This is a genomic window from Variovorax dokdonensis (genome assembly GCF_030316895.1).
GTDB lineage: Bacteria > Pseudomonadota > Gammaproteobacteria > Burkholderiales > Burkholderiaceae_C > Variovorax > Variovorax dokdonensis.
The window spans coordinates 845,683-865,366 of the sequence record NZ_JASZYV010000003.1; the positions used below are offsets into that span (position 1 = coordinate 845,683).

Consider the following 19,684-nt stretch of genomic DNA (forward strand, 5'->3'; position numbering starts at 1 on the left):
CTGTTCAGTCGCAGTGTTCGGAAATGTAGCGCTTGACTGCCTCGACGTCGGACGGGAGCCGGGTGACCCGCTTGGGCAGATCCTCGATGCCGACGAATCGCTCCGGCCGATCGGGCTCATGGCCGAGCGCCTCGACGATGCTGGCCGCAAACTTGATCGGCAAGGCCGTCTCGAGCACCACCATCGGAACACCGGGGGTCAGGTGCTCGCGCGCAGCCTTGAGGCCGTCTGCGGTGTGCGTGTCGATCAGCGTGGCAAAGCGCTTGTCGGTGTCGCGGATGGTGGCGATGCGGTCCTCGTGCGTGCTGCGGCTGCTGCGAAAGCCAAATCGCGTCGCGGCTTGCGCGAAGGCCGGATCGGTCCCGAGGTCGAAACGCCCCGCGCGCCCCAGTTCGTCCTGGAACAGCGTGCGGACCCGGTCGGTATCGCGGCCCAGCAGGTCGAACACGAAGCGCTCGAAATTGCTGGCCTTGCTGATGTCCATCGAAGGGCTCGAAGTCTCGTGCGTGTCGGCCGCGCCGCGCACGCGGTAGACGCCGGTGCGGAAGAACTCGTCGAGCACGTCGTTCTCGTTGGTGGCCACCACCAGCGTGTGGATGGGCAGGCCCATCTGGCGCGCCACGTGGCCGGCGCAGACGTTGCCAAAGTTGCCCGAAGGCACAGCAAAGCTCACCTGCCGGTTACTGCCTGCGGTCGCCTGGAAGTAGCCGGCGAAGTAGTACACCACCTGCGCCAGCAATCGCGCCCAGTTGATCGAGTTGACCGTGCCGATCTTGTACTTGCGCTTGAAGGCCAGGTCGTTGCTGACGGCCTTGACGATGTCCTGGCAGTCGTCGAACACGCCAGCAACGGCGATGTTGTGGATGTTGGCGTCCTGAAGGCTGAACATCTGGGCCTGCTGGAATGGGCTCATGCGGCCATCCGGCGAAGTCATGAAGACGCGCACGCCCTTTTTGCCGCGCATCGCGTACTCGGCCGCGCTGCCCGTGTCGCCGCTGGTCGCGCCCAGGATGTTCAACTCTTCGCCGCGCCGCCCCAGTTCGTATTCGAAGAGATTGCCCAGCAACTGCATGGCCATGTCCTTGAAGGCCAGCGTCGGGCCATTGGACAAGGCTTCGAGGTACACGCCGTCTTCCAGTTCGCGCAGCGGGACGATCTCCTCGGATCCGAACACCTCGGGGGTGTACGTCTTTGCACACAGCGCCCGCAGGTCGTCGGCCGGGATGTCGTCGATGTAAAGCGACAGGATCTCGAAGGCAAGTTCAGCGTAGGGCAATGCGCGCCAGCGTTCGAGCGTGGCAGCATCCACCTGCGGATAGCTCTCGGGCATGTAGAGGCCGCCATCGGGCGCGAGCCCCTCGAGCAGGATCTCGCAGAAGCGCCGGCGCTCCGGGTGACCGCGGGTCGACAGGTAGCGCATCACGACAACTCTTCCTTGCGGATGCGAACGATGGGCGCCAGCACCGTTGGCAGGCCCTGCAGTTGCGCCAGCGCGTCGTCCAACGTGCCTTCGCGCGTATCGTGGGTCAGGATGATGAGATCGGTCTGCGTCGAGCCTTCGCCACCGACTTCATCAGCCTCGCGCTGCAGCACGGCGTCGATGCTGATCCCGGCGCCTGCCAGCAGGCCGGTCACCTTGGCCAGCACGCCGGCCTCGTCCGCGACGCGCAGGCGCAGGTAGTAGCTGGTCACGACCTCGCGCATCGGCACGACTTGCAGATCGCTCATCGAATCGGGGTGGAAGGCGAGGTGCGGCACTCGGTGTTCCGCGTCGGCCGTATGCAGGCGGGTGATGTCCACCAGGTCGGCGATCACCGCGCTCGCGGTGGGCTCGCTGCCTGCGCCCTTTCCGTAGTAGAGCGTGGTGCCCACGGCGTCGCCCTGCACCACCACCGCGTTCATCGCGCCTTCGACGTTGGCCAACAGGCGCTTGGACGGCACCAGTGCGGGATGCACGCGCAGCTCGATGCCCGTGGCGCTGCGTCGCGTGATGCCGAGCAACTTGATGCGATAGCCCAGTTGTTCGGCGTACTTGATGTCCTGAGAGGCAAGCTTGGTGATGCCTTCGACGTGGGCACGATCGAACTGCACCGGCGTGCCGAACGCGATCGCGCTCATCAGCGTGACCTTGTGGGCGGCGTCCACGCCCTCGATGTCGAAGGTGGGGTCCGCCTCGGCGTAGCCCAGTCGCTGCGCCTCCTTGAGGACGGTGTCGAAGTCCAGGCCCTTGTCCCGCATCTCCGACAGGATGAAGTTCGTCGTGCCGTTGATGATGCCGGCGATCCACTGGATGCTGTTGGCCGTCAGGCCTTCGCGCAACGCCTTGATGATCGGAATGCCGCCCGCAACGGCAGCCTCGAATGCGACCATCACGCCCTTGGCATGGGCAGCCGCGAAGATCTCGGTGCCGTGCACCGCCAGCAGGGCCTTGTTGGCCGTGACCACATGCTTTCCGGCTTCGATGGCCTCCAGCACCAGTTGCTTGGCGATGCCATAGCCGCCGATCAACTCGATGACGATGTCGATTTCCGGATTGGCAATGACAGCGCGCGCATCGTTCACGACCTGCACGGCGTCGCCCACGATCGACTTGGCACGCACGGTGTCGAGATCGGCAACCATGGTGATCTCGATGCCGCGGCCCGCGCGGCGCTTGATCTCTTCCTGGTTGCGCGCCAGCACCTTGAAGGTGCCGCTGCCGACGGTGCCGATGCCTAGCAGGCCGACCTGAATGGGTTTCATGTTTCTCTCACTGGTTGCCGGGTGCCACAGGCGCCCGAAAAATTCTGATGGCCGGGCTCAGGTGCCGAATCGCTTGCGCTGCCGTTCCAGAAAGCGCGCGATGCGACCGATGGCCTCGCGAAGGTCTTCCTCATGCGGCAGGAACACGATGCGGAAGTGATCGGGCGTGGCCCAGTTGAAGCCGGTGCCCTGCACCAACATCACCTTCGTCTCCTTGAGCAACTCCAGGAAGAACAGCCGGTCGTCCTCGATCGGATAGACCTTCGGGTCGAGCCTGGGGAACATGTACAGCGCCGCGGTCGGCCTGACGCAGGTCACGCCCGGAATCGCGGTGATCAGTTCGTAGGCCAGGTCGCGCTGACGGCGAAGGCGACCGCCTTCTCGCGTCAGGTCGTTGATGCTCTGGTAGCCACCCAGGGCAGTCTGGATCGCCCACTGGCCCGGCACGTTGGCGCACAGCTTCATGTTCGAGAGCATGTTCAGGCCCTCGATGTAGTCCGCTGCAGAAGACTTGTCGCCCGACACCACGAGCCAACCCGCCCGGTAGCCGCAGGAGCGATAGCTCTTGGACAGCGAATTGAAGGTGAGCGTCAGGACATCGGTCGACAGGCTTCCCAACGCGATGTGCTGCATGTCGTCGTACAGCACCTTGTCGTACACCTCGTCGGCCAGGATCACGAGGCCGTGTTCGCGCGCGATCTGCACGATGCCGCGCAAGAGGCTTTCCGGGTAGATCACCCCGGTCGGGTTGTTCGGGTTGATGACCACGATGCCCTTGGTACGCGGCGTGATCTTGGCGCGGATGTCGTCGAGGTCCGGCAGCCACCCCTTGGATTCGTCGCAGAGGTAGTGCACCGGGCGACCTCCGGACAGGCTCGTGACGGCCGTCCACAGCGGATAGTCGGGTGCCGGGAGCAGGAGTTCGTCGCCGTCGTCGAGCAACGCGTTGGTGGCCATGGCGATCAGCTCGCTGGCGCCGTTTCCGAGATAGATGTCTTCCAGCGTGACGCCCGAGATGCCTTGCTGCTGCGTGTAGTGCATCACCGCCTTGCGCGCCGCGAAGATGCCCTTGCTGTCGGAGTAGCCGGCCGAGTTGGGCAGGTTGCGGATCATGTCCTGCTGGACTTCTTCCGGCGCATCGAAACCGAACACCGCGAGGTTGCCGATGTTGAGCTTGATGATCTTGTGCCCGTCCTCCTCCATCTGTTTGGCGGCTTCCATGATGGGGCCGCGGATGTCGTAGAGCACATTGGCCAGCTTGGCCGATTTCTGGATGGTTTTCAAAGTCCCTCCGCGTTTTGCGGCACTGGCCCGGGCGAGCCGTCTTCTCACTGGGGAAAACCTATAATTTGACCACAGATCGGATCCTCCGAATGAAGCTCCAACCAGACAAATCCGACGCCCCGACCCTCACAGCACACGGCCCCGGCTGGGTCGCCATCAACAACGAGAAGGTGACCCGCAGCGTGGTCGTCGGCTCGCATGGGGAGCGCATGGACTGGCAATGCAGCCGCTTCGAAGACCTTGAGGCACGGCATTTCGAGCAATTGGCGGGTCTTGACGCCGAGTTGATCATCTTCGGAAGCGGCAGTCGCATCCGATTTCCTCGGCCGGCTTGGTTGCGCGCGCTGATCGAGCGACGCACTGGTGTCGAAACCATGGACACGCCTGCGGCTTGTCGCACCTACAACATCCTCGCGTCCGAGGGGCGACACGTCGTCGTCGCCCTCTTGATTGAGGATGCCAATCAAGGCTGAGCAAGCGGTTTCGCGGTACAATCGCAGGTTGCAAACTGCTTGACCGGCCCCACTTTCTCATAAGACTCTTTGAGTCCATCGAGTGAGTGAATTACCGGCCGCGCAGATCGCCTTTTTCTGGGTTCGCGGTTTTTTCGTTCGTGCCCAGGCTTCAACGGCGAGCAACGACCAACCTTCCTTGCGGGGAATCTAAGCGGAGATACACAGATTCATGGCGATCGTTGTCAATAAACCAATTCCAGAGTTCGAAGCCACTGCAACGGGCGGAATCAAGGTCACCAATACCTCGCACCTGGGCCAAGTTCTGGTGATGTACTTTTACCCGAAGGACAATACGCCGGGTTGTACCACCGAAGCCATGCAATTTCGCGATCGCTTCAAGGACTTTGAAAAGGCGGGCGCTACCGTCTTCGGCGTTTCGCGTGACAACATGAAGTCGCACGAGGAATTCAAGACCAAGCTTGAATTGCCGTTCGAACTCATCGCCGATACCGAAGAGAAGATGTGCCACATGTTCGGCGTGGTCAAGAACAAGATCATGTACGGCAAGAAGGTGAAGGGCATCGAGCGCAGCACCTTCCTGATCGGTGCCGACGGCATCCTGAAGGCAGAGTGGCGCGGCCTCAAGGTGCCTGGCCACGTCGACGACGTGCTCAAGGCCGTCAAGACGCTCAAGAAGGCCTGAGCGTTCGTCGGAAATCGACGCACCTGCAGGTGCGTCGTTGTCCGACGTTGGCAGTGTGCAACGCCGACGTTTTGCAGTCTCGCCTGGGGTGTATAGTGGCCTCATGCAGTTGACGCCCGCGTCCGCATCCACCTCGAAAAGCCGCCAGGGTCTTCCGGCGGCTTTTTTGTTTTCTGCAACTGCCCCCGGGTTATTTCCAGCGAGCTCAAGACCACATGCCCTTGCCTCCCGCCCCCATGAAGCGCGCGTCCTTTCTTTCTCCGGACGCCATCGACGCACCTGCTCGCGGCGCCCATAGAGGCAGCCCGCGCACCGGTGATCGAAGCTCAGATCGCCGAACTGCGGGCAAAGACGGAACATTGGAACTACTCGACCGCCACGCCTCTGAAGTTGGGGCTGGCCAGAAGGCCCGCGCCAAGATCCTGCAAGCGCCTGTGCCGGTGCAGCAGGAAGAGGTTCGACTTCCGGCAACGGCTCGTGTCGATGTCCCAGCTTCCGAGCCTTCGCTTCGGCAGCCTGCCAAGTCCGCACGCAAGCGCTCCACGACGACCGGCGATGCCGATCCGATCGTTGAACCGCAGTCGTCGCAGCGCCAAAAGCGGACCCGCTCCGGCGGACCCGTGAAGCTTTTCGTGCTCGACACCAATGTGCTTCTGCACGATCCGATGTGCCTCTTCCGATTCGAGGAGCACGACATCTTCCTGCCGATGATCGTGCTGGAGGAGCTCGACGCACACAAGAAAGGCACCACCGAAGTCGCTCGCAATGGCCGCCAGAGCAGCCGCATGCTTGACGCGCTGGCTGCCGCACAAGGCGCGGACATTGGCAAGGGGTTGAAGCTCGACAGCACGGGGCACAAGGAAGCGGGCGGTCGACTGTTCTTCCAGACTTCTCCGCTCGATTACTCGCTGCCCACTAGCCTGCCTCAAGGCAAGGCCGACAACCAGATCCTTGGCGTGGTGCAGGCTTTGCGCGATCGCCATGCCGTCGAGGCACCCGGACATCCCAAGCGCCAGGTGGTTCTGGTGTCGAAGGACATCAACATGCGGGTCAAGGCACGGGCGCTGGGCCTGGACGCCGATGACTATCAAAACGACAAGACGCTCGAAGACGGGGACCTGCTCTACGCCGGCTCGCTGGCCCTCCCCCCCGACTTCTGGACCCGACAAAGCAAGACGGTCGAGAGTTGGCAGAGTGGGAGCAACACCTTCTATCGCATCAGCGGCCCGCTCGTTCCGGGGCTCTACATCAACCAGTTCGTTTATTTCGAGGCACCGGGCGAGCCGAGCATGTACGCCCGCGTGACTGAAATTCGCGAGAGCACCGCCGTTCTCAAGACGCTGAAGGACTACTCGTCGGCCAAGAATGCGGTCTGGGGGGTCACCACGCGCAACCGGGAGCAGAACTTCGCGATGAACTTGCTCATGGACCCTGAAGTCGACTTCGTCACCCTGACGGGCACGGCGGGAACCGGTAAGACGTTGATGGCCTTGGCATCCGGCCTGACGCAGGTGCTGGATGACCGGCGCTATACCGAGATCATCATGACCCGCGCCACTGTGAGCGTGGGCGAGGACATCGGGTTCCTGCCCGGCACCGAGGAAGAAAAGATGGGCCCGTGGATGGGCGCACTGGACGACAACCTCGAGTTCCTGGCCAAGGGGGATGGCGGTGGCGCCGGCGAGTGGGGCCGCGCAGCTACGAACGAACTGATCCGATCGAAGATCAAGATCAAGAGCATGAACTTCATGCGCGGACGCACGTTCATGAACAAGTACGTGATCATCGATGAGGCGCAGAATCTCACCCCCAAGCAGATGAAGACGTTGATCACGCGCGCGGGTCCCGGTACCAAGATCATCTGCATGGGCAACATCGCGCAGATCGACACACCCTACCTCACGGAAGGTTCGTCTGGCCTGACCTACGCGGTCGACCGTTTCAAGGGCTGGCCGCATGGCGGGCATATCACCTTGGCGCGCGGCGAGCGCTCACGCCTGGCTGATTTCGCGAGCGACGTCTTGTAAGCGACGCCGCCAAGCTCCGCGAAAGACAAAGGCCCACGGTCGCCTCGCGGCGTCGTGGGCCTTGCCTATTTCGGCCCTGAAGGCTGTCAGGCAACCGGCTCGCCACTGCTGACAACACGCTGTCAGCAGGCTCGTCGCAACATCGTGCCCCTGAATCAGAGGAGCATGAGATGTCACCCCAGATCGAACACGTGGAGAGTTTTTTCGTCGCCGGCTTGACCGAGCGAACCTGCATTGCGGCCGAATTGGACCCCGCTTCGAGCCGCATCGGCCCGCTCTGGGCGCGCTTCTTCGATGAAGACGCCTACGAGCGCCCCGAGCGAACGGATGACTTTCGCCTGTTCGGCGTCTACACCGGTTATCGACTCGACCAGACGACCAGTTTTGACATCACCGCCGGGGTTGCGGTCACCGGAGGATCGCCGCTCGTGCGCATAGAGGGCGGCGAGTACTTGGTGTTCCAGGGGCGCGGACCCATGCCCGCTCTGGTCCATGCACTGTGGGAACAGGTCGATGCCTTCTTTGAGCTTCACCCGAATCTGCGTCGCCGCTATCGCAGCGACTTCGAGGCCTATACCGGTCCCGCAGAAGTTGCGCTGCACATCGGTGTGCAGCGCAACGCGTTCGCCAATTGAATTTTGTCCACCCAAGAAGGAGATATGCCATGCAAGCCGCCATCAACTGGTTCGAAATTCCTGTCATCAATCTCGACCGTGCGCAGGATTTCTACGAGAAGGTCCTTGACCGAAAGCTGCAACGCGCGGAATTCGGCGACGGGCTGGTACATGCCGTCTTCCCGCACGGCGACAACGCGACTGGCGGCTGCCTGCAGACAGGCCCTCGCCCCGCTGCGAACCTGACGAGCGGCGTGCGCGTATATCTCGATTGCTCGCCGAGCCTGGGCGCGGCGCTCGATCGGGCGATGACCGCGGGCGCAAAGGTGCTGCAGCCGCGCACCGACCTGCCCGGCGACCTGGGTTGCTATGCGGTGATCGCCGACACCGAAGGGAATGAAGTCGGCCTTCACGCGCTGCAATGAAGCACCGGTCGGCACTGCCATCGTGCTCCCCGTGGACGACTGTACCTCCAACACGGGGACAATAGCCGCCCATGCGACGTGCCGATCGTTTGTTTCAGATCGTCCAACTGGTGCGGGGCCGACGGCTGACCACCGCCGCTTTTCTCGCCGAACGGCTGGAAGTGTCCGAGCGCACCGTCTACCGCGACATCGCCGATCTGCAGCGGCAAGGGGTGCCCCTGGAAGGCGAGGCGGGCGTGGGCTACCGACTGGGCGCTGGATTCGAACTGCCGCCATTGATGTTCACGCAGGATGAGGCAACCGCGCTGGTGGCCGCCGCACGGCTGGCACAGAGCTGGGTCGACGGTGCCATGGCCCGCGACATCGAAAGCGCGCTGGGAAAGATCCTGTCGGTGCTTCCTCCGGCGGCGCGCACCGCCGCGGAAAGTCTGGCCGTCTATGCGCCGGCATACGTGATGGACGAACGCATGCGCGAACGCCTCCAGCTCTTGCGTGAGGCCGTGCAATCACGCAACAAGCTGCGCATGGACTATCGGGACGTCAATGGCGCGGCCAGCCAGCGCATCGTGCGCCCCCTTGGCTGCTTCTACTGGGGCAAGGTGTGGACGTTCTCGGCCTGGTGCGAGTTGCGCGATGACTTCCGCGACTTTCGCATCGACCGGATCGACACCGTGGATGTGCTGCAGGACCGATTTCGGGACGAGCCGGGTCGGACGCTGGCCGATCGGCTGCGTCGACTCAGGCAAGAGGCTCAAGACGCCAAAGAAACTGAAGCGCCATCACCTCACGGCGGCTAAAGCGCGCTTCCTGCCGGCTCAGTATTCGTACTCGCCCGTGGCCAGATTCTCGAACTTCGTGAGCGGCTTGAGGAAGGCGAGCTTTACCGTTCCTGTCGGGCCATTGCGGTGCTTGCTGATGATCACTTCCGCAACACCCGGCTCCTTGCTTTCCTTGTTGTAGTAGTCGTCGCGGTAGATGAACATGATGAGGTCGGCATCTTGTTCGATGGCGCCGGACTCACGGAGGTCACTCATCATCGGACGCTTGTCGGTGCGACTTTCAACCCCGCGCGACAACTGCGACAAGGCAATGACTGGGCACTTCAGTTCCTTGGCCAGCATCTTCAGGCCCCGCGAGATTTCACCAACCGCCGTCGCGCGATTCTCGTCGCTCATGCTCGACGACGTGCTCATCAGTTGCAGGTAGTCCACGACGATCAAGCCGAGGCGTCCGTATTGGCGCGCAAGCCTTCGGGCATTGGCACGAAGTTCGCTCGTCGTCAGGCCCGGCGTCTCATCAATGTGAAGTGAAACCGTCCGAAGCTTCTCGATGGCCTCGGTCAGTCTCGGCCACTCTTCGTCCGTGAGCTTGCCAGTGCGCAGGTGCCCTTGATCGATGCGTCCGATCGAGCCAACGATACGCACCGCCAACTGCGAAGCACCCATTTCCATCGAGAACACCGCCACCGGGAGACCCTCTTCGAGCGCCACATGCTCGGCGATGTTGATGGCCAGCGAGGTCTTGCCCATCGAAGGACGCGCAGCGAGCACGATCATGTCGCCCGGCTGCAAGCCCGATGTCATCCTGTCGAATTCGTAGAAGCCAGTGCGCACACCCGTGATGTCGTTCGGGTTGTCGGCCATCTCGGTCACCCGATCAAGCAGTTCGACGACCAGGGAATCCATGCTCTGGAAACCCTGCTTCATCCGCGTACCTTCTTCGCCGATGTTGAAGATCTTCTGCTCGGCTTCGTCGAGGATCTTGTCAACGGCCTTGCCTTGCGGATTGAAGGCATTCGTCGCGATCTCATCGCTGGCGGCCACCAGCTTGCGCAGGATGGAGCGCTCGCGGACGATCTCGGCGTAGCGGCGGATGTTGCCGGCGCTGGGTACGTACTGCGCCAGCGAGTTCAGATACGTCAGCCCCCCTACCTCGTCGGCCTGTCCGAGGTTCTGGAGATGCTCGTAGACGGTGATGACGTCGGCCGGCTTGTTAGCGTTGATCAGCACGCCCATGGCTGCATAGATCAGCCGATGCTCGTGTCGGTAGAAGTCGTTGTCTACCAGTAGATCGCCCACCCGATCCCAGGCGCCGTTGTCCAGCAGCAAGCCGCCCAGCACACTGGATTCGGCCTCCACGGAATGCGGCGGCACCCGCAGTTGGGCAACCTGTCGGTCGGAAGTGGGATCGTTGTCCGCTTTGGAAAAAACTGCTGACATTGTGTTGTCGATGGCAACCGCACATCCTAAGCCGCTCGGGGGCTCAGGTCACGGGACAAAGCTGTGGATATCCGGTGATCTTCCGGTGACTGTCGCGGGACAACCGCAAACGCGATACGCAAAAAGCAAAGGCCGCCCGAAGGCGGCCTTTTGATTTCCGGCGATCTCGCCTAAAGCGGTGCCGGACGCGCGATCAGGCGCTCTCGCCGTAGACGGTGACGCCGATTTCGACAACCACGTCCGTGTGCAGTGCCACCGACACGGTGCTGTCGCCAACAACCTTGATCGGACCGTTGGGCATGCGCACTTGCGACTTGGCAACCTTGTAGCCGAGCTTGTTCAGCTCTTCGGCCACGTCGTGGTTGGTGACCGAGCCGAACAGACGGCCGTCAACGCCAGCCTTCTGGGTCAGCTTGATGCTGGTGCCAGAGAGCTTCTCGCCCTGAGCCTGAGCTTCCGCCAGCTTGGCAGCGGCGGCCTTCTCGAGTTCAGCGCGCTTGGCGGCGAATTCAGCCTTGTTGGCTTCGGTTGCGCGACGGGCGCGGCCAGAAGGGATCAGGAAGTTGCGGGCGTAGCCGTCCTTGACCTTCACCACATCACCCAGCGTGCCGAGGTTCAGGATCTTATCCAGAAGAATGATTTGCATGAATTGCTCCTTGCCTTGATCAGACGCGATGCTGATCGCTGTACGGCACCAGGGCGAGGAAGCGGGCACGCTTGATCGCGGTGTTGAGTTGGCGCTGGTAGATGGCGCGCGTGCCGGTCAGGCGCGCGGGAATGATCTTGCCGTTCTCGCTGATGAAATCACGCAGCGTGTCGATGTCCTTGTAGTCGATTTCTTCGACGCCAGCGACGGTGAAGCGGCAGAAGCGCTTGCGCTTGAACAGCAACGATTGGGTGTTGCGGCGCGGACGCTTGTCCTTGTTGAATTTCTTGAACGTGGCCATTTGCGGACCTCTTTCTTCTAGAAAACTTAATCTTGCTGAAAATTCTGGATGTGCAAAACGGGATGCTTCGCCGAGCCCGGGGTAGCCAGAAAGCCCTGAAATCGCCAGAGACTTCCCAATGCTTGTACCGCCAGCCGCTCGGCCTGCGCGCCGAAGGCCACTGCCTTCAGCACCGCCTTGACCTGCCTTCGTTGCCCCGCATCTTCAAGGGTCGACTCATGTTCGAGCCGAAGATCGAGTGCCGGCAGACCAGCAGGCGTGTAGCGCAAGGATCCGCGTTCGGCGATCACGGCAGTCAGCATGAGCTGATTGGCCGTCACGCCGGCGACTTCCATCAACCGTTGTTGTTGGCGGCGTATTCCGCTTGCTGGGCCTTGCGGGCCTCTTCACGCTCGACGGTCTTCATCATCGAGGAAGGCGCGGTGTCGGCCTTCTTCTTCTGGACCGTCAAGTGGCGCAGGACAGCGTCGTTGAACTTGAAGGCATGCTCCAGCTCAGCCATCACAGCCTGATCGGCTTCGATGTTGATGCACAGGTAGTGCGCCTTGTTCAGCTTGTTGATCTGGTAGGCCAGTTGACGACGGCCCCAGTCTTCCTGGCGATGGATCTGACCGCCGCCGGCGGTGATCATGCCCTTGTAACGCTCCAGCATTGCCGGAACCTGCTCGCTCTGATCCGGATGGATCAGCAAAATGATCTCGTAGTGACGCATGGCACTCCTTTTGGGTGGGGCCGGCTCAAGGCTCGCAGCTTGTCTGCGGCTTTTGCCGGCAACTGTGATCAGCCACCTACAGCGTCAGCGTAGTGTGGCAAGGCAAAGCCGAGCATTATAGCCCGCTTTCCAAAAGGATTGAACCGCTTGGGTCTAGACGTCCAAAGCGCGATCGAGTTCCGCCGACGCGTCCGGCCCGACTGCTGCCCTGATCTTCGGCGCCAACGCGACCAAGTCTTCATAGCGCGTCGCGCCTTCCACCTGTAAATTGAGCTTGAATCCGCGCAATCCCAGTCCGGCTGTCAGCCGAGTGGCAATCGGATAAGCGTCTTGATACCGCTGCTGAGGCGTGCGGCGTTCCTCCGTGGCTGCGTCCGAACCAACCGCGGCCTGCGGCTTGCTCGGCGCTTCGGCCGCTGCAGCGCGTGCGGGCATACCGTCAGCGGATGCCAGGAGGCCGGCGAGCACCAGTTGATCCACATCCTGCTCACTCACACCGAGTCCCGCGCCGACCACGTCGGCCACCGACCGTTTGCCATCGAAGAGGATGAACGCCGAGCGTTGACGCGGCGTCAGCCCCAGCGAGCGATCCTTGAGGGCCAATTGCCCAGCGTCAGTCTTCACCAAGATCATGTGCGCTTCCCCTGTTCACGATCTGTCGGCCCCGCGTCTTGGTGATCTTTTGGTATTGAAGCCGCGCCGACACCGTCCCCTGTGCCAAAGTCTGACACCGAAGACGCTTTTTGTTTCAACAATATCCGGCTGACGGCGGGATTACGCGCAATGAATGTGGAATTTTGTGTCGCACGACAGCAACAGCCGTCGCGCGACACGGGCGTTCAGCTCAGCGCGAAGCCAGCAACTGCCAGGTTTCGATCACACTGTCCGGGTTCAGCGAGATCGATTCAATACCCTGCTCGGCCAGCCATTGGGCGAAATCCGGGTGATCGCTGGGCCCCTGACCGCAGATTCCGACGTAGGCGCCCTTGGCCTTGCAAGCCTTGATGGCACGCGAAAGCATTGCCTTCACGGCCGGATCGCGCTCATCGAAGTCCTCGGCCAGCAGTTCCAGCCCCGAATCGCGGTCGAGGCCCAGCGTCAACTGGGTCAAGTCGTTCGAGCCGATCGAGAAGCCATCGAAGTATTCGAGGAACTCGTCTGCCAGGATGGCGTTGCTCGGCACCTCGCACATCATGATCAGCTTCAGGTCGTTCTTGCCGCGCTCCAGGCCTTGTTGCGCCAGCAACTGCGTCACGCGGGCCGCCTGCCCGAGCGTGCGCACGAAGGGCACCATGATCTGCACGTTGGTCAGGCCCATCTCGTTGCGAACGCGCTTGAGGGCTTCGCACTCCATGGCGAATGCTTCGCCAAAGTCCCTGCTGAGGTAGCGCGCGGCACCACGGAAGCCCAGCATGGGGTTTTCTTCTTCAGGCTCGTAGCGCGAGCCGCCGATCAGCTTGCGGTACTCGTTGCTCTTGAAGTCCGACAGCCGCACGATGACCTTCTTGGGCCAGAACGCCGCAGCGATGGTCGCAATGCCTTCGGTCACCTTGTCCACATAGAACGCGCGCGGCGACGCATGCCCCCGGGCCACCGACTCCACGGCCTTCTTGAGATCGTTGTCGACGTTCGGATAGTCCAGGATCGCCTTGGGGTGGACACCGATGTTGTTGTTGATGATGAACTCAAGCCTGGCCAGGCCCACGCCTCTGTTGGGCAATTGGGCGAAGTCGAAGGCCAACTGAGGATTGCCGATATTCATCATCAGATCGATGTCGATCTCGGGCATCTCGCCGCGCTGCACTTCGGTCACTTCGGTTTCGAGCAACCCGTCGTAGATGAAGCCGGTGTCGCCCTCGGAGCAACTCACCGTGACCAGGGTTCCATCCTTCAGCAAGTCGGTGGCATTGCCGCAGCCCACCACCGCCGGGATTCCCAGCTCCCGCGCAATGATGGCAGCGTGGCAGGTGCGTCCACCCCGGTTGGTCACGATCGCGGCGGCGCGCTTCATGACCGGTTCCCAGTTGGGGTCCGTCATGTCGGTGACGAGGACGTCACCGGCCTGGACCTTGTCCATCTCGCTGATGTGGTGCACCAGGCGAACCGGGCCGGTGCCGATCTTCTGCCCGATGGCGCGGCCTTCGGCGAGCACGCTGCTGCGCCCCTTGAGCTTGTAGCGCTGCTCGGCCTTGCCTTGCTGCTGGCTCTTCACCGTCTCGGGGCGAGCCTGCAGGATATAGAGCTGACCGTCCGTGCCGTCCTTGCCCCATTCGATATCCATCGGGCGGCCGTAGTGCTGCTCGATCACCAATGCATAGCGGGCCAGTTCTTCGACCTCGGCTTCGGTCAGCGAATAGCGGTTACGCAGCTCGGTCGGCACGTCGATGGTCTGCACCAGTTTGCCGCTGGCAGCCTTTTCCTGGGCAGAAGCAAACACCATCTGGATAAGCTTGGAGCCAAGGCTGCGTCGGATAACCGCCTTCTTGCCCGCATTCAGCGTCGGCTTGTGGACGTAGAACTCGTCAGGGTTGACGGCGCCCTGCACCACGGTCTCACCCAAGCCGTAGCTCGAAGTGATGAACACCACGTCAGCAAAGCCCGATTCGGTATCGATGGTGAACATGACGCCGGCGGCGCCCTGGTCCGAGCGAACCATGCGCTGTACGCCAGCAGACAGGGCCACGACGTCGTGCGCGAACCCCTTGTGGACGCGATAGCTGATGGCGCGATCGTTGTAGAGGGAGGCAAACACCTCCTTCATCTTGTGAAGGACGTCCTCGATGCCCACCACGTTCAGGAAGGTTTCCTGCTGGCCCGCGAAGGATGCGTCTGGCAAGTCTTCGGCGGTCGCCGAAGAACGGACGGCGAAGCTGGCCTGCGCATTGCCCTCGGACAGCTTGGCAAACGACTCGCGCACGGCCTTTTCAAGGTCAGCCGGGAACGGCTGGGCCTCGATCCACCCCCGGATTTCGGCGCCGGCGGCAGCCAATGCGCGGACGTCATCCACGTCCAGCGAAGCGAGACGCTGGTGGATTCGATCCGTCAGGCCTTCATGCGCCAGGAATTGGCGGAAAGCGTGGGCCGTGGTCGCGAATCCAGTGGGAACGCGAACACCTTGAGGGAGTTGGGAAATCATCTCGCCCAGGCTGGCGTTCTTGCCACCGACCGCTTCGACATCGGTCATCCTGAGGTTTTCGAACGGAACGACCAAGGCGGTCGGCGCGAAGAGTTGAGACATGCAAGGCTCCGGAAGTTAAAAAACGGGGGCTGCCTTGCCGGCGTGCGCGCGCGATCGTTCTGGTTGCTTTGGGCGGGCGCTCATCGGCGTGGGCGACAGAAATCTCAGGGGCGGTGCGGAATATCCGCCTGCGATGGGCAGCGGGATATCTCCATAATCCGTGGAATTGTAGGCGCCAGCCGCTTGGCGCATCGCAGGACAAGGCCTCGCCCCCTATGACCATTCGTACTGTCTTCTTCGTTTCCGACGGCACCGGCATCACTGCCGAGACGTTCGGCAATGCCGTGCTGGCGCAATTCGAAATCAAGCCCAGACATGTGCGCCTGCCCTTCACGGATACGGTGGACAAGGCCCATCAGGCCGTGCGACAGATCAACCACACCGCCGAACTCGAGGGCGTGAGGCCGATCGTCTTCACGACCCTGGCCAATTCAGACGTTCTTGCGGTCATCGAGACCGACTGCAAAGGGATGCTGCTGGACATGTTCGGCACATTCGTGCGGCCGCTTGAAATCGAACTGGGTATCAAGTCGAACCACCGCATCGGACGCTTCTCCGACGTGAGCAAGAGCAAGGAGTACAACGACCGCATTGCGGCCATCGACTTCAGCCTCGCTCACGATGATGGGCAAAGCAACCGCGATCTCGAGTCGGCCGATGTGATCCTTGTCGGCGTGAGCCGGAGCGGCAAGACGCCGACCTCACTCTATCTGGCCATGCAGCACGGCTTGAAGGCAGCGAACTACCCGCTGATTCCAGAGGACTTCGACCGCCGCCAATTGCCGCCCGCGCTGGTGCCGCATCGAAAGAAAATCTTCGGCCTGACCATCCAGCCCGAACGACTCGCCGAGATCCGCAACGAGCGGCGGCCGGGTTCGCGATACGCCAGTCTCGAGAACTGCCGCGCCGAGGTCGGCGAGGCCGAAGCCATGATGCGTCGCGCAGGCATCCGCTGGCTTTCGACCACGACGAAGTCGATCGAAGAGATCGCCACCACCATCTTGCAAGAAGTACGTCCAGAACGCTTGACCTACTGAGGCCTGGGCACTTTTTCGGCACGTCCAGGCCGGATGGCGGGGGGCGAAATGGCAATCAGGCCGGTGCCGAGGTGCGGATCAGGTGATCGAACGCACCAAGCGCAGCTTTGGCCCCATCGCCGGCGGCGATGATGATCTGCTTGAACGGTACGGTCGTCGCGTCGCCGGCGGCGAACACGCCTGGCACAGAGGTCTGGCCGCGTTCGTCAACGACGATCTCGCCGTGCCTGGACAGTTCCAGCGCTCCCTTGAGCCACTCGGTGTTGGGCACCAGACCGATCTGCACGAAGACCCCTTCGAGCTCGACGCGGTGTTCCTCGCCACTCGAACGGTCCTTGTAGGTCAGGCCGTTGACCTTGTCGGTGCCGGTGATCTCGGTGGTCTGCGCGTTCATGATCACGGTCACGTTGGCCAAGCTGCGCAGCTTGCGCTGCAGCACTTCGTCGGCACGCAGCTTGGTGTCGAACTCCACCAGGGTCACATGCTTGACGATGCCGGCCAGGTCAATGGCAGCCTCGACACCCGAGTTGCCGCCCCCGATCACCGCGACGCGCTTGCCCTTGTAGAGGGGACCGTCGCAATGCGGGCAATAGGCGACGCCCTTGTTCTTGAACTCGTTCTCACCAGGAACATTCACGTTGCGCCAGCGCGCCCCGGTCGAGAGGATGACGGTCTTGGCCTTGAGCGACGCACCGCTTTCAAGCCGCACCTCGACGAGATCCTTCCCCGGCACCAGCGCCTTGGCACGCTGCAGGTTCATGATGTCCACGTCGTAGTGCCGCACGTGCTCCTCCAGGGCCAGCGCGAACTTGGGGCCTTCGGTTTCCTTGACGGAGACGAAGTTCTCGATGCCCAGCGTGTCCAGCACCTGCCCACCAAACCGCTCTGAGGCAATACCCGTGCGGATGCCCTTGCGGGCCGCATAGACGGCAGCCGCGGCGCCAGCAGGTCCGCCGCCAACGATCAGCACGTCGAACGGCTCCTTGGCGTCGATCTTTTTGGCTTCGCGCTCCACGCCGCCGACGTCGATCTTCGCCAGGATCTCCTCAAGGCTCATGCGGCCGCTGCCGAACATGGTGCCGTTCAGGAAGATCGTGGGCACGCCCATGATCTGGCGCTCCTTGATCTCGTCCTGGAAGGTACCGCCCTCGATCATCGTCGTCTTGATGCGCGGATTCTGGATCGCCATCAGATTGAGCGCCTGCACCACGTCCGGGCAGTTGTGGCAGGTCAGCGAGACGTAAACCTCGAATTCGAAGTCACCATCCAAAGCGCGGATCTGCTCCAGAATCGCCTGCTCTACCTTTGGCGGATAGCCGCCCACCTGCAGCAGAGCCAGCACCAAAGACGTGAACTCGTGGCCCATTGGGAGGCCAGCGAATCGCGGACCGTGGCTCTCGCCCGGCTTGTTGACCGAGAAAGAAGGCTTGCGGTGCGAATCGTCGCGACTTTCGATGAGGGTGACGAGCTTCGAGGATTCCGCCACGTCCTTGAGCATGGAAAGCATCTCGGCCGAAGCGGTCGAGTCGTCGAGTGAAACGACGATCTCGATCGGGTTCGAAGTGCGCTCCAGATAGCTGGCGAGTTGGGCTTTGGTACTGGCGTCGAGCATGAGCGTTCTCTTTCTTTCCGTGGATGGGGCGTCTGCACAAATGCAAAAGCCCGAGGCCTTGTGGGCGCCCGGGCTTTGGTTCGGCGTCGGGGGCCGACGATCGCCGGCCCCTGACGGGCAGCGTCAGCCGCCGTGCCCTCCCCCAAGGGAAGTGAGCACGGCAGACCAAGCGGCCAGCCGGGCGGGGAGCATGTCGGTTTTAGATCTTGCCGACGAGGTCGAACGAAGGCTTCAGCGTCGAAGCGCCTTCTTCCCACTTGGCGGGGCAGACTTCACCGGGGTGAGCGGCAACGTATTGAGCAGCCTTGACCTTGCGCAGCAGTTCCTTCGCGTCGCGGCCGATGCCTTCAGCGGTGATTTCGACAGCCTGGATCACGCCCTGCGGGTCGACGATGAAGGTGCCGCGGTTGGCCAGACCTTGATCTTCACGCAGGACTTCGAAGTTGCGGCTGATCGCCAGTGTCGGGTCGCCCAGCATGAAGTACTTGACCTTGCCGATGGTTTCCGACGAATCGTGCCAAGCCTTGTGGGTGAAGTGCGTGTCGGTCGAAACAGCGAAGATCTCGACGCCCATCTTTTGGAACTCGGCGTAATGGTCGGCCACGTCGCCCAGTTCGGTCGGGCAAACGAAGGTGAAGTCGGCGGGGTAGAAGAAGAAGACGCCCCACTTGCCCTTGACGTCGGCGTCCGAGACTTGGACGAATTCGCCGTCCTTGAAGGCGGTGGTCGCAAAGGGCTTGATTTCGGTGTTGATCACGGACACGTTCGGTTCCTTGAAAGTTGTGGGTGAAACGAAAGGGTGGAAACCCGAGTATATATATTGCAGCGCAATATTCGATAGAGTTTGTCTATTGCCCCTTGCGTCAAAGGCAATCGATTGAGCGTTCTGTCGTTGCCCCCTCGGTTGAGAACGGCAATCACCCTCAAACGCATGCAGAGCGTCGCTGTACGGATAACGGAACGGAAATTTGCAGCCAGCGTGCTCAGCCCGGAGAATCCCTCGATTCGCAACTACAACTAGAAGGAATTCCATGAAGGGCGACCCGAAAGTCATCGAGCATCTGCAGGCCCAACTCAAGAACGAGTTGACGGCGATCAACCAGTATTTCTTGCACTACCGGATGCTCAAGCACTGGGGCTTGGACAAGCTGGCAAAGAAGGAATACGAAGAATCCATTGGCGAAATGAAGCACGCAGACATCCTGATGGATCGCATCTTCATGCTCGATGGACTGCCAAACCTGCAGGATCTGGGCAAGCTCAATGTCGGCGAGGACGTGCCAGAAATCCTCGCGTGCGACCTCAAGAGCGAGCAAGGTGCGCAGGCCACCATCAAGGAAGGCATTGCGCATTGCGAGTCCGTGCGCGACTACGTATCCCGCGATCTGCTCCAGGGCATTTTGGACGACACCGAGGAGCACATCGATTTCCTGGAAACGCAGATCGACCTTCTCGGCAAAGTGGGCCTTCAGAACTATCTTCAGTCCCAGATGGGCGAGGTCTCTTGAGCTGACTTGAGCACGGGACCGAGGCGCACCAGGAACCTGGTGGCGAGCCAAGGAACGCCAAGACGAGACAAGCGGGGCAATGACCCCGCTTTTTTGTTTCTGCGCCGCCCTCCAGACCCTACCGGTAGCTCACGATTGCAAATGCGATGAATTCGTATTTA

Annotated in this window: 20 protein-coding genes; 8 read left to right on the plus strand and 12 right to left on the minus strand. The window is 61.8% G+C overall.

The genetic code is table 11. The features are described from left to right. Positions 1-4: 4 nt before the first annotated feature. From thrC to QTH91_RS17615, 3 genes are read right to left on the minus strand one after another with little or no spacing between them, the layout of a single operon-like run. Complete coding sequence (gene thrC / locus QTH91_RS17605) at positions 5-1,420, minus strand: threonine synthase (protein WP_286661614.1); 1,416 nt, start codon at positions 1,418-1,420, stop codon at positions 5-7. Then, positions 1,420-2,742, minus strand: a complete 1,323-nt coding sequence (locus QTH91_RS17610) for a homoserine dehydrogenase (protein ID WP_286661394.1) — start codon at positions 2,740-2,742, stop codon at positions 1,420-1,422. Before QTH91_RS17610 ends, thrC begins: the two co-directional genes overlap by 1 nt. 57 nt (positions 2,743-2,799) lie before the next feature. After that, complete coding sequence (locus QTH91_RS17615; RefSeq protein ID WP_286661395.1) at positions 2,800-4,026, minus strand: pyridoxal phosphate-dependent aminotransferase; 1,227 nt, start codon at positions 4,024-4,026, stop codon at positions 2,800-2,802. Between the two features lie 89 nt (positions 4,027-4,115). Between QTH91_RS17615 and QTH91_RS17620 the strand changes: the two genes are divergently transcribed. From QTH91_RS17620 to QTH91_RS17645, 6 genes are all read left to right on the plus strand, one after another. Continuing rightward, the gene (locus tag QTH91_RS17620) at positions 4,116-4,499 is read left to right on the plus strand and encodes an Mth938-like domain-containing protein (RefSeq protein WP_286661396.1); all 384 of its coding nucleotides are present in this window, start codon (positions 4,116-4,118) and stop codon (positions 4,497-4,499) included. A 211-nt stretch (positions 4,500-4,710) separates the two neighbouring features. Then, entirely contained in the window at positions 4,711-5,184 is a 474-nt protein-coding gene (locus tag QTH91_RS17625) for a peroxiredoxin (protein WP_286661397.1), read from the plus strand. Between the two features lie 215 nt (positions 5,185-5,399). Next, positions 5,400-7,211, plus strand: a complete 1,812-nt coding sequence (locus QTH91_RS17630; protein WP_286661398.1) for a PhoH family protein — start codon at positions 5,400-5,402, stop codon at positions 7,209-7,211. Positions 7,212-7,381: 170 nt separating this feature from the next. Next, positions 7,382-7,846, plus strand: a complete 465-nt coding sequence (locus tag QTH91_RS17635; protein WP_286661399.1) for a GyrI-like domain-containing protein — start codon at positions 7,382-7,384, stop codon at positions 7,844-7,846. Positions 7,847-7,875: 29 nt separating this feature from the next. Then, positions 7,876-8,250 carry a VOC family protein gene (locus QTH91_RS17640; protein WP_286661400.1) on the plus strand — a complete coding sequence of 125 codons (375 nt, stop codon included), beginning with the start codon at positions 7,876-7,878 and terminating at the stop codon, positions 8,248-8,250. A gap of 71 nt (positions 8,251-8,321) precedes the next feature. Continuing rightward, positions 8,322-9,047 (plus strand): helix-turn-helix transcriptional regulator, encoded by a 726-nt coding sequence (locus tag QTH91_RS17645; protein ID WP_286661401.1) that lies wholly within the window; start codon positions 8,322-8,324, stop codon positions 9,045-9,047. Between the two features lie 18 nt (positions 9,048-9,065). Here QTH91_RS17645 and dnaB read toward each other — a convergent pair whose 3' ends face one another. The 7 genes from dnaB to ppsA all read right to left on the minus strand — a co-directional run bounded on the left by dnaB (position 9,066) and on the right by ppsA (position 15,366). After that, on the minus strand, positions 9,066-10,469 hold the full coding sequence (gene dnaB, locus QTH91_RS17650) for a replicative DNA helicase (RefSeq protein ID WP_286661402.1): 1,404 nt from the start codon (positions 10,467-10,469) through the stop codon (positions 9,066-9,068). Positions 10,470-10,662: 193 nt separating this feature from the next. Further along, positions 10,663-11,115 (minus strand): 50S ribosomal protein L9, encoded by a 453-nt coding sequence (gene rplI, locus QTH91_RS17655; protein WP_286661403.1) that lies wholly within the window; start codon positions 11,113-11,115, stop codon positions 10,663-10,665. A 19-nt stretch (positions 11,116-11,134) separates the two neighbouring features. Continuing rightward, positions 11,135-11,416 (minus strand): 30S ribosomal protein S18, encoded by a 282-nt coding sequence (gene rpsR / locus QTH91_RS17660; protein WP_286661404.1) that lies wholly within the window; start codon positions 11,414-11,416, stop codon positions 11,135-11,137. Positions 11,417-11,442: 26 nt separating this feature from the next. Next, positions 11,443-11,751 (minus strand): primosomal replication protein N, encoded by a 309-nt coding sequence (gene priB, locus QTH91_RS17665; protein WP_286661405.1) that lies wholly within the window; start codon positions 11,749-11,751, stop codon positions 11,443-11,445. Then, entirely contained in the window at positions 11,751-12,128 is a 378-nt protein-coding gene (gene rpsF / locus QTH91_RS17670) for a 30S ribosomal protein S6 (protein WP_286661406.1), read from the minus strand. Before rpsF ends, priB begins: the two co-directional genes overlap by 1 nt. A 153-nt stretch (positions 12,129-12,281) precedes the next feature. Next, positions 12,282-12,761: a hypothetical protein gene (locus tag QTH91_RS17675; protein ID WP_286661407.1), complete on the minus strand. Its 480-nt coding sequence runs from the start codon at positions 12,759-12,761 to the stop codon at positions 12,282-12,284. 211 nt (positions 12,762-12,972) lie between these two features. After that, complete coding sequence (gene ppsA, locus QTH91_RS17680) at positions 12,973-15,366, minus strand: phosphoenolpyruvate synthase (RefSeq protein WP_286661408.1); 2,394 nt, start codon at positions 15,364-15,366, stop codon at positions 12,973-12,975. Positions 15,367-15,581: 215 nt separating this feature from the next. Between ppsA and ppsR the strand changes: the two genes are divergently transcribed. Then, on the plus strand, positions 15,582-16,403 hold the full coding sequence (gene ppsR / locus QTH91_RS17685; RefSeq protein ID WP_286661615.1) for a posphoenolpyruvate synthetase regulatory kinase/phosphorylase PpsR: 822 nt from the start codon (positions 15,582-15,584) through the stop codon (positions 16,401-16,403). A 55-nt stretch (positions 16,404-16,458) separates the two neighbouring features. Here the strand turns inward: ppsR and ahpF are convergent, their stop codons facing one another. Next, a complete protein-coding gene (ahpF, locus tag QTH91_RS17690) occupies positions 16,459-18,015 on the minus strand; it encodes an alkyl hydroperoxide reductase subunit F (RefSeq protein WP_286661409.1) in 1,557 nt (518 codons plus the stop codon). 199 nt (positions 18,016-18,214) lie between these two features. Further along, positions 18,215-18,778 carry an alkyl hydroperoxide reductase subunit C gene (gene ahpC / locus QTH91_RS17695; protein WP_286661410.1) on the minus strand — a complete coding sequence of 188 codons (564 nt, stop codon included), beginning with the start codon at positions 18,776-18,778 and terminating at the stop codon, positions 18,215-18,217. A 268-nt stretch (positions 18,779-19,046) separates the two neighbouring features. On the opposite strand from ahpC, the gene bfr reads away from it, so the two are divergent. Continuing rightward, complete coding sequence (gene bfr / locus QTH91_RS17700) at positions 19,047-19,523, plus strand: bacterioferritin (RefSeq protein ID WP_286661411.1); 477 nt, start codon at positions 19,047-19,049, stop codon at positions 19,521-19,523. Positions 19,524-19,684: the final 161 nt, after the last annotated feature.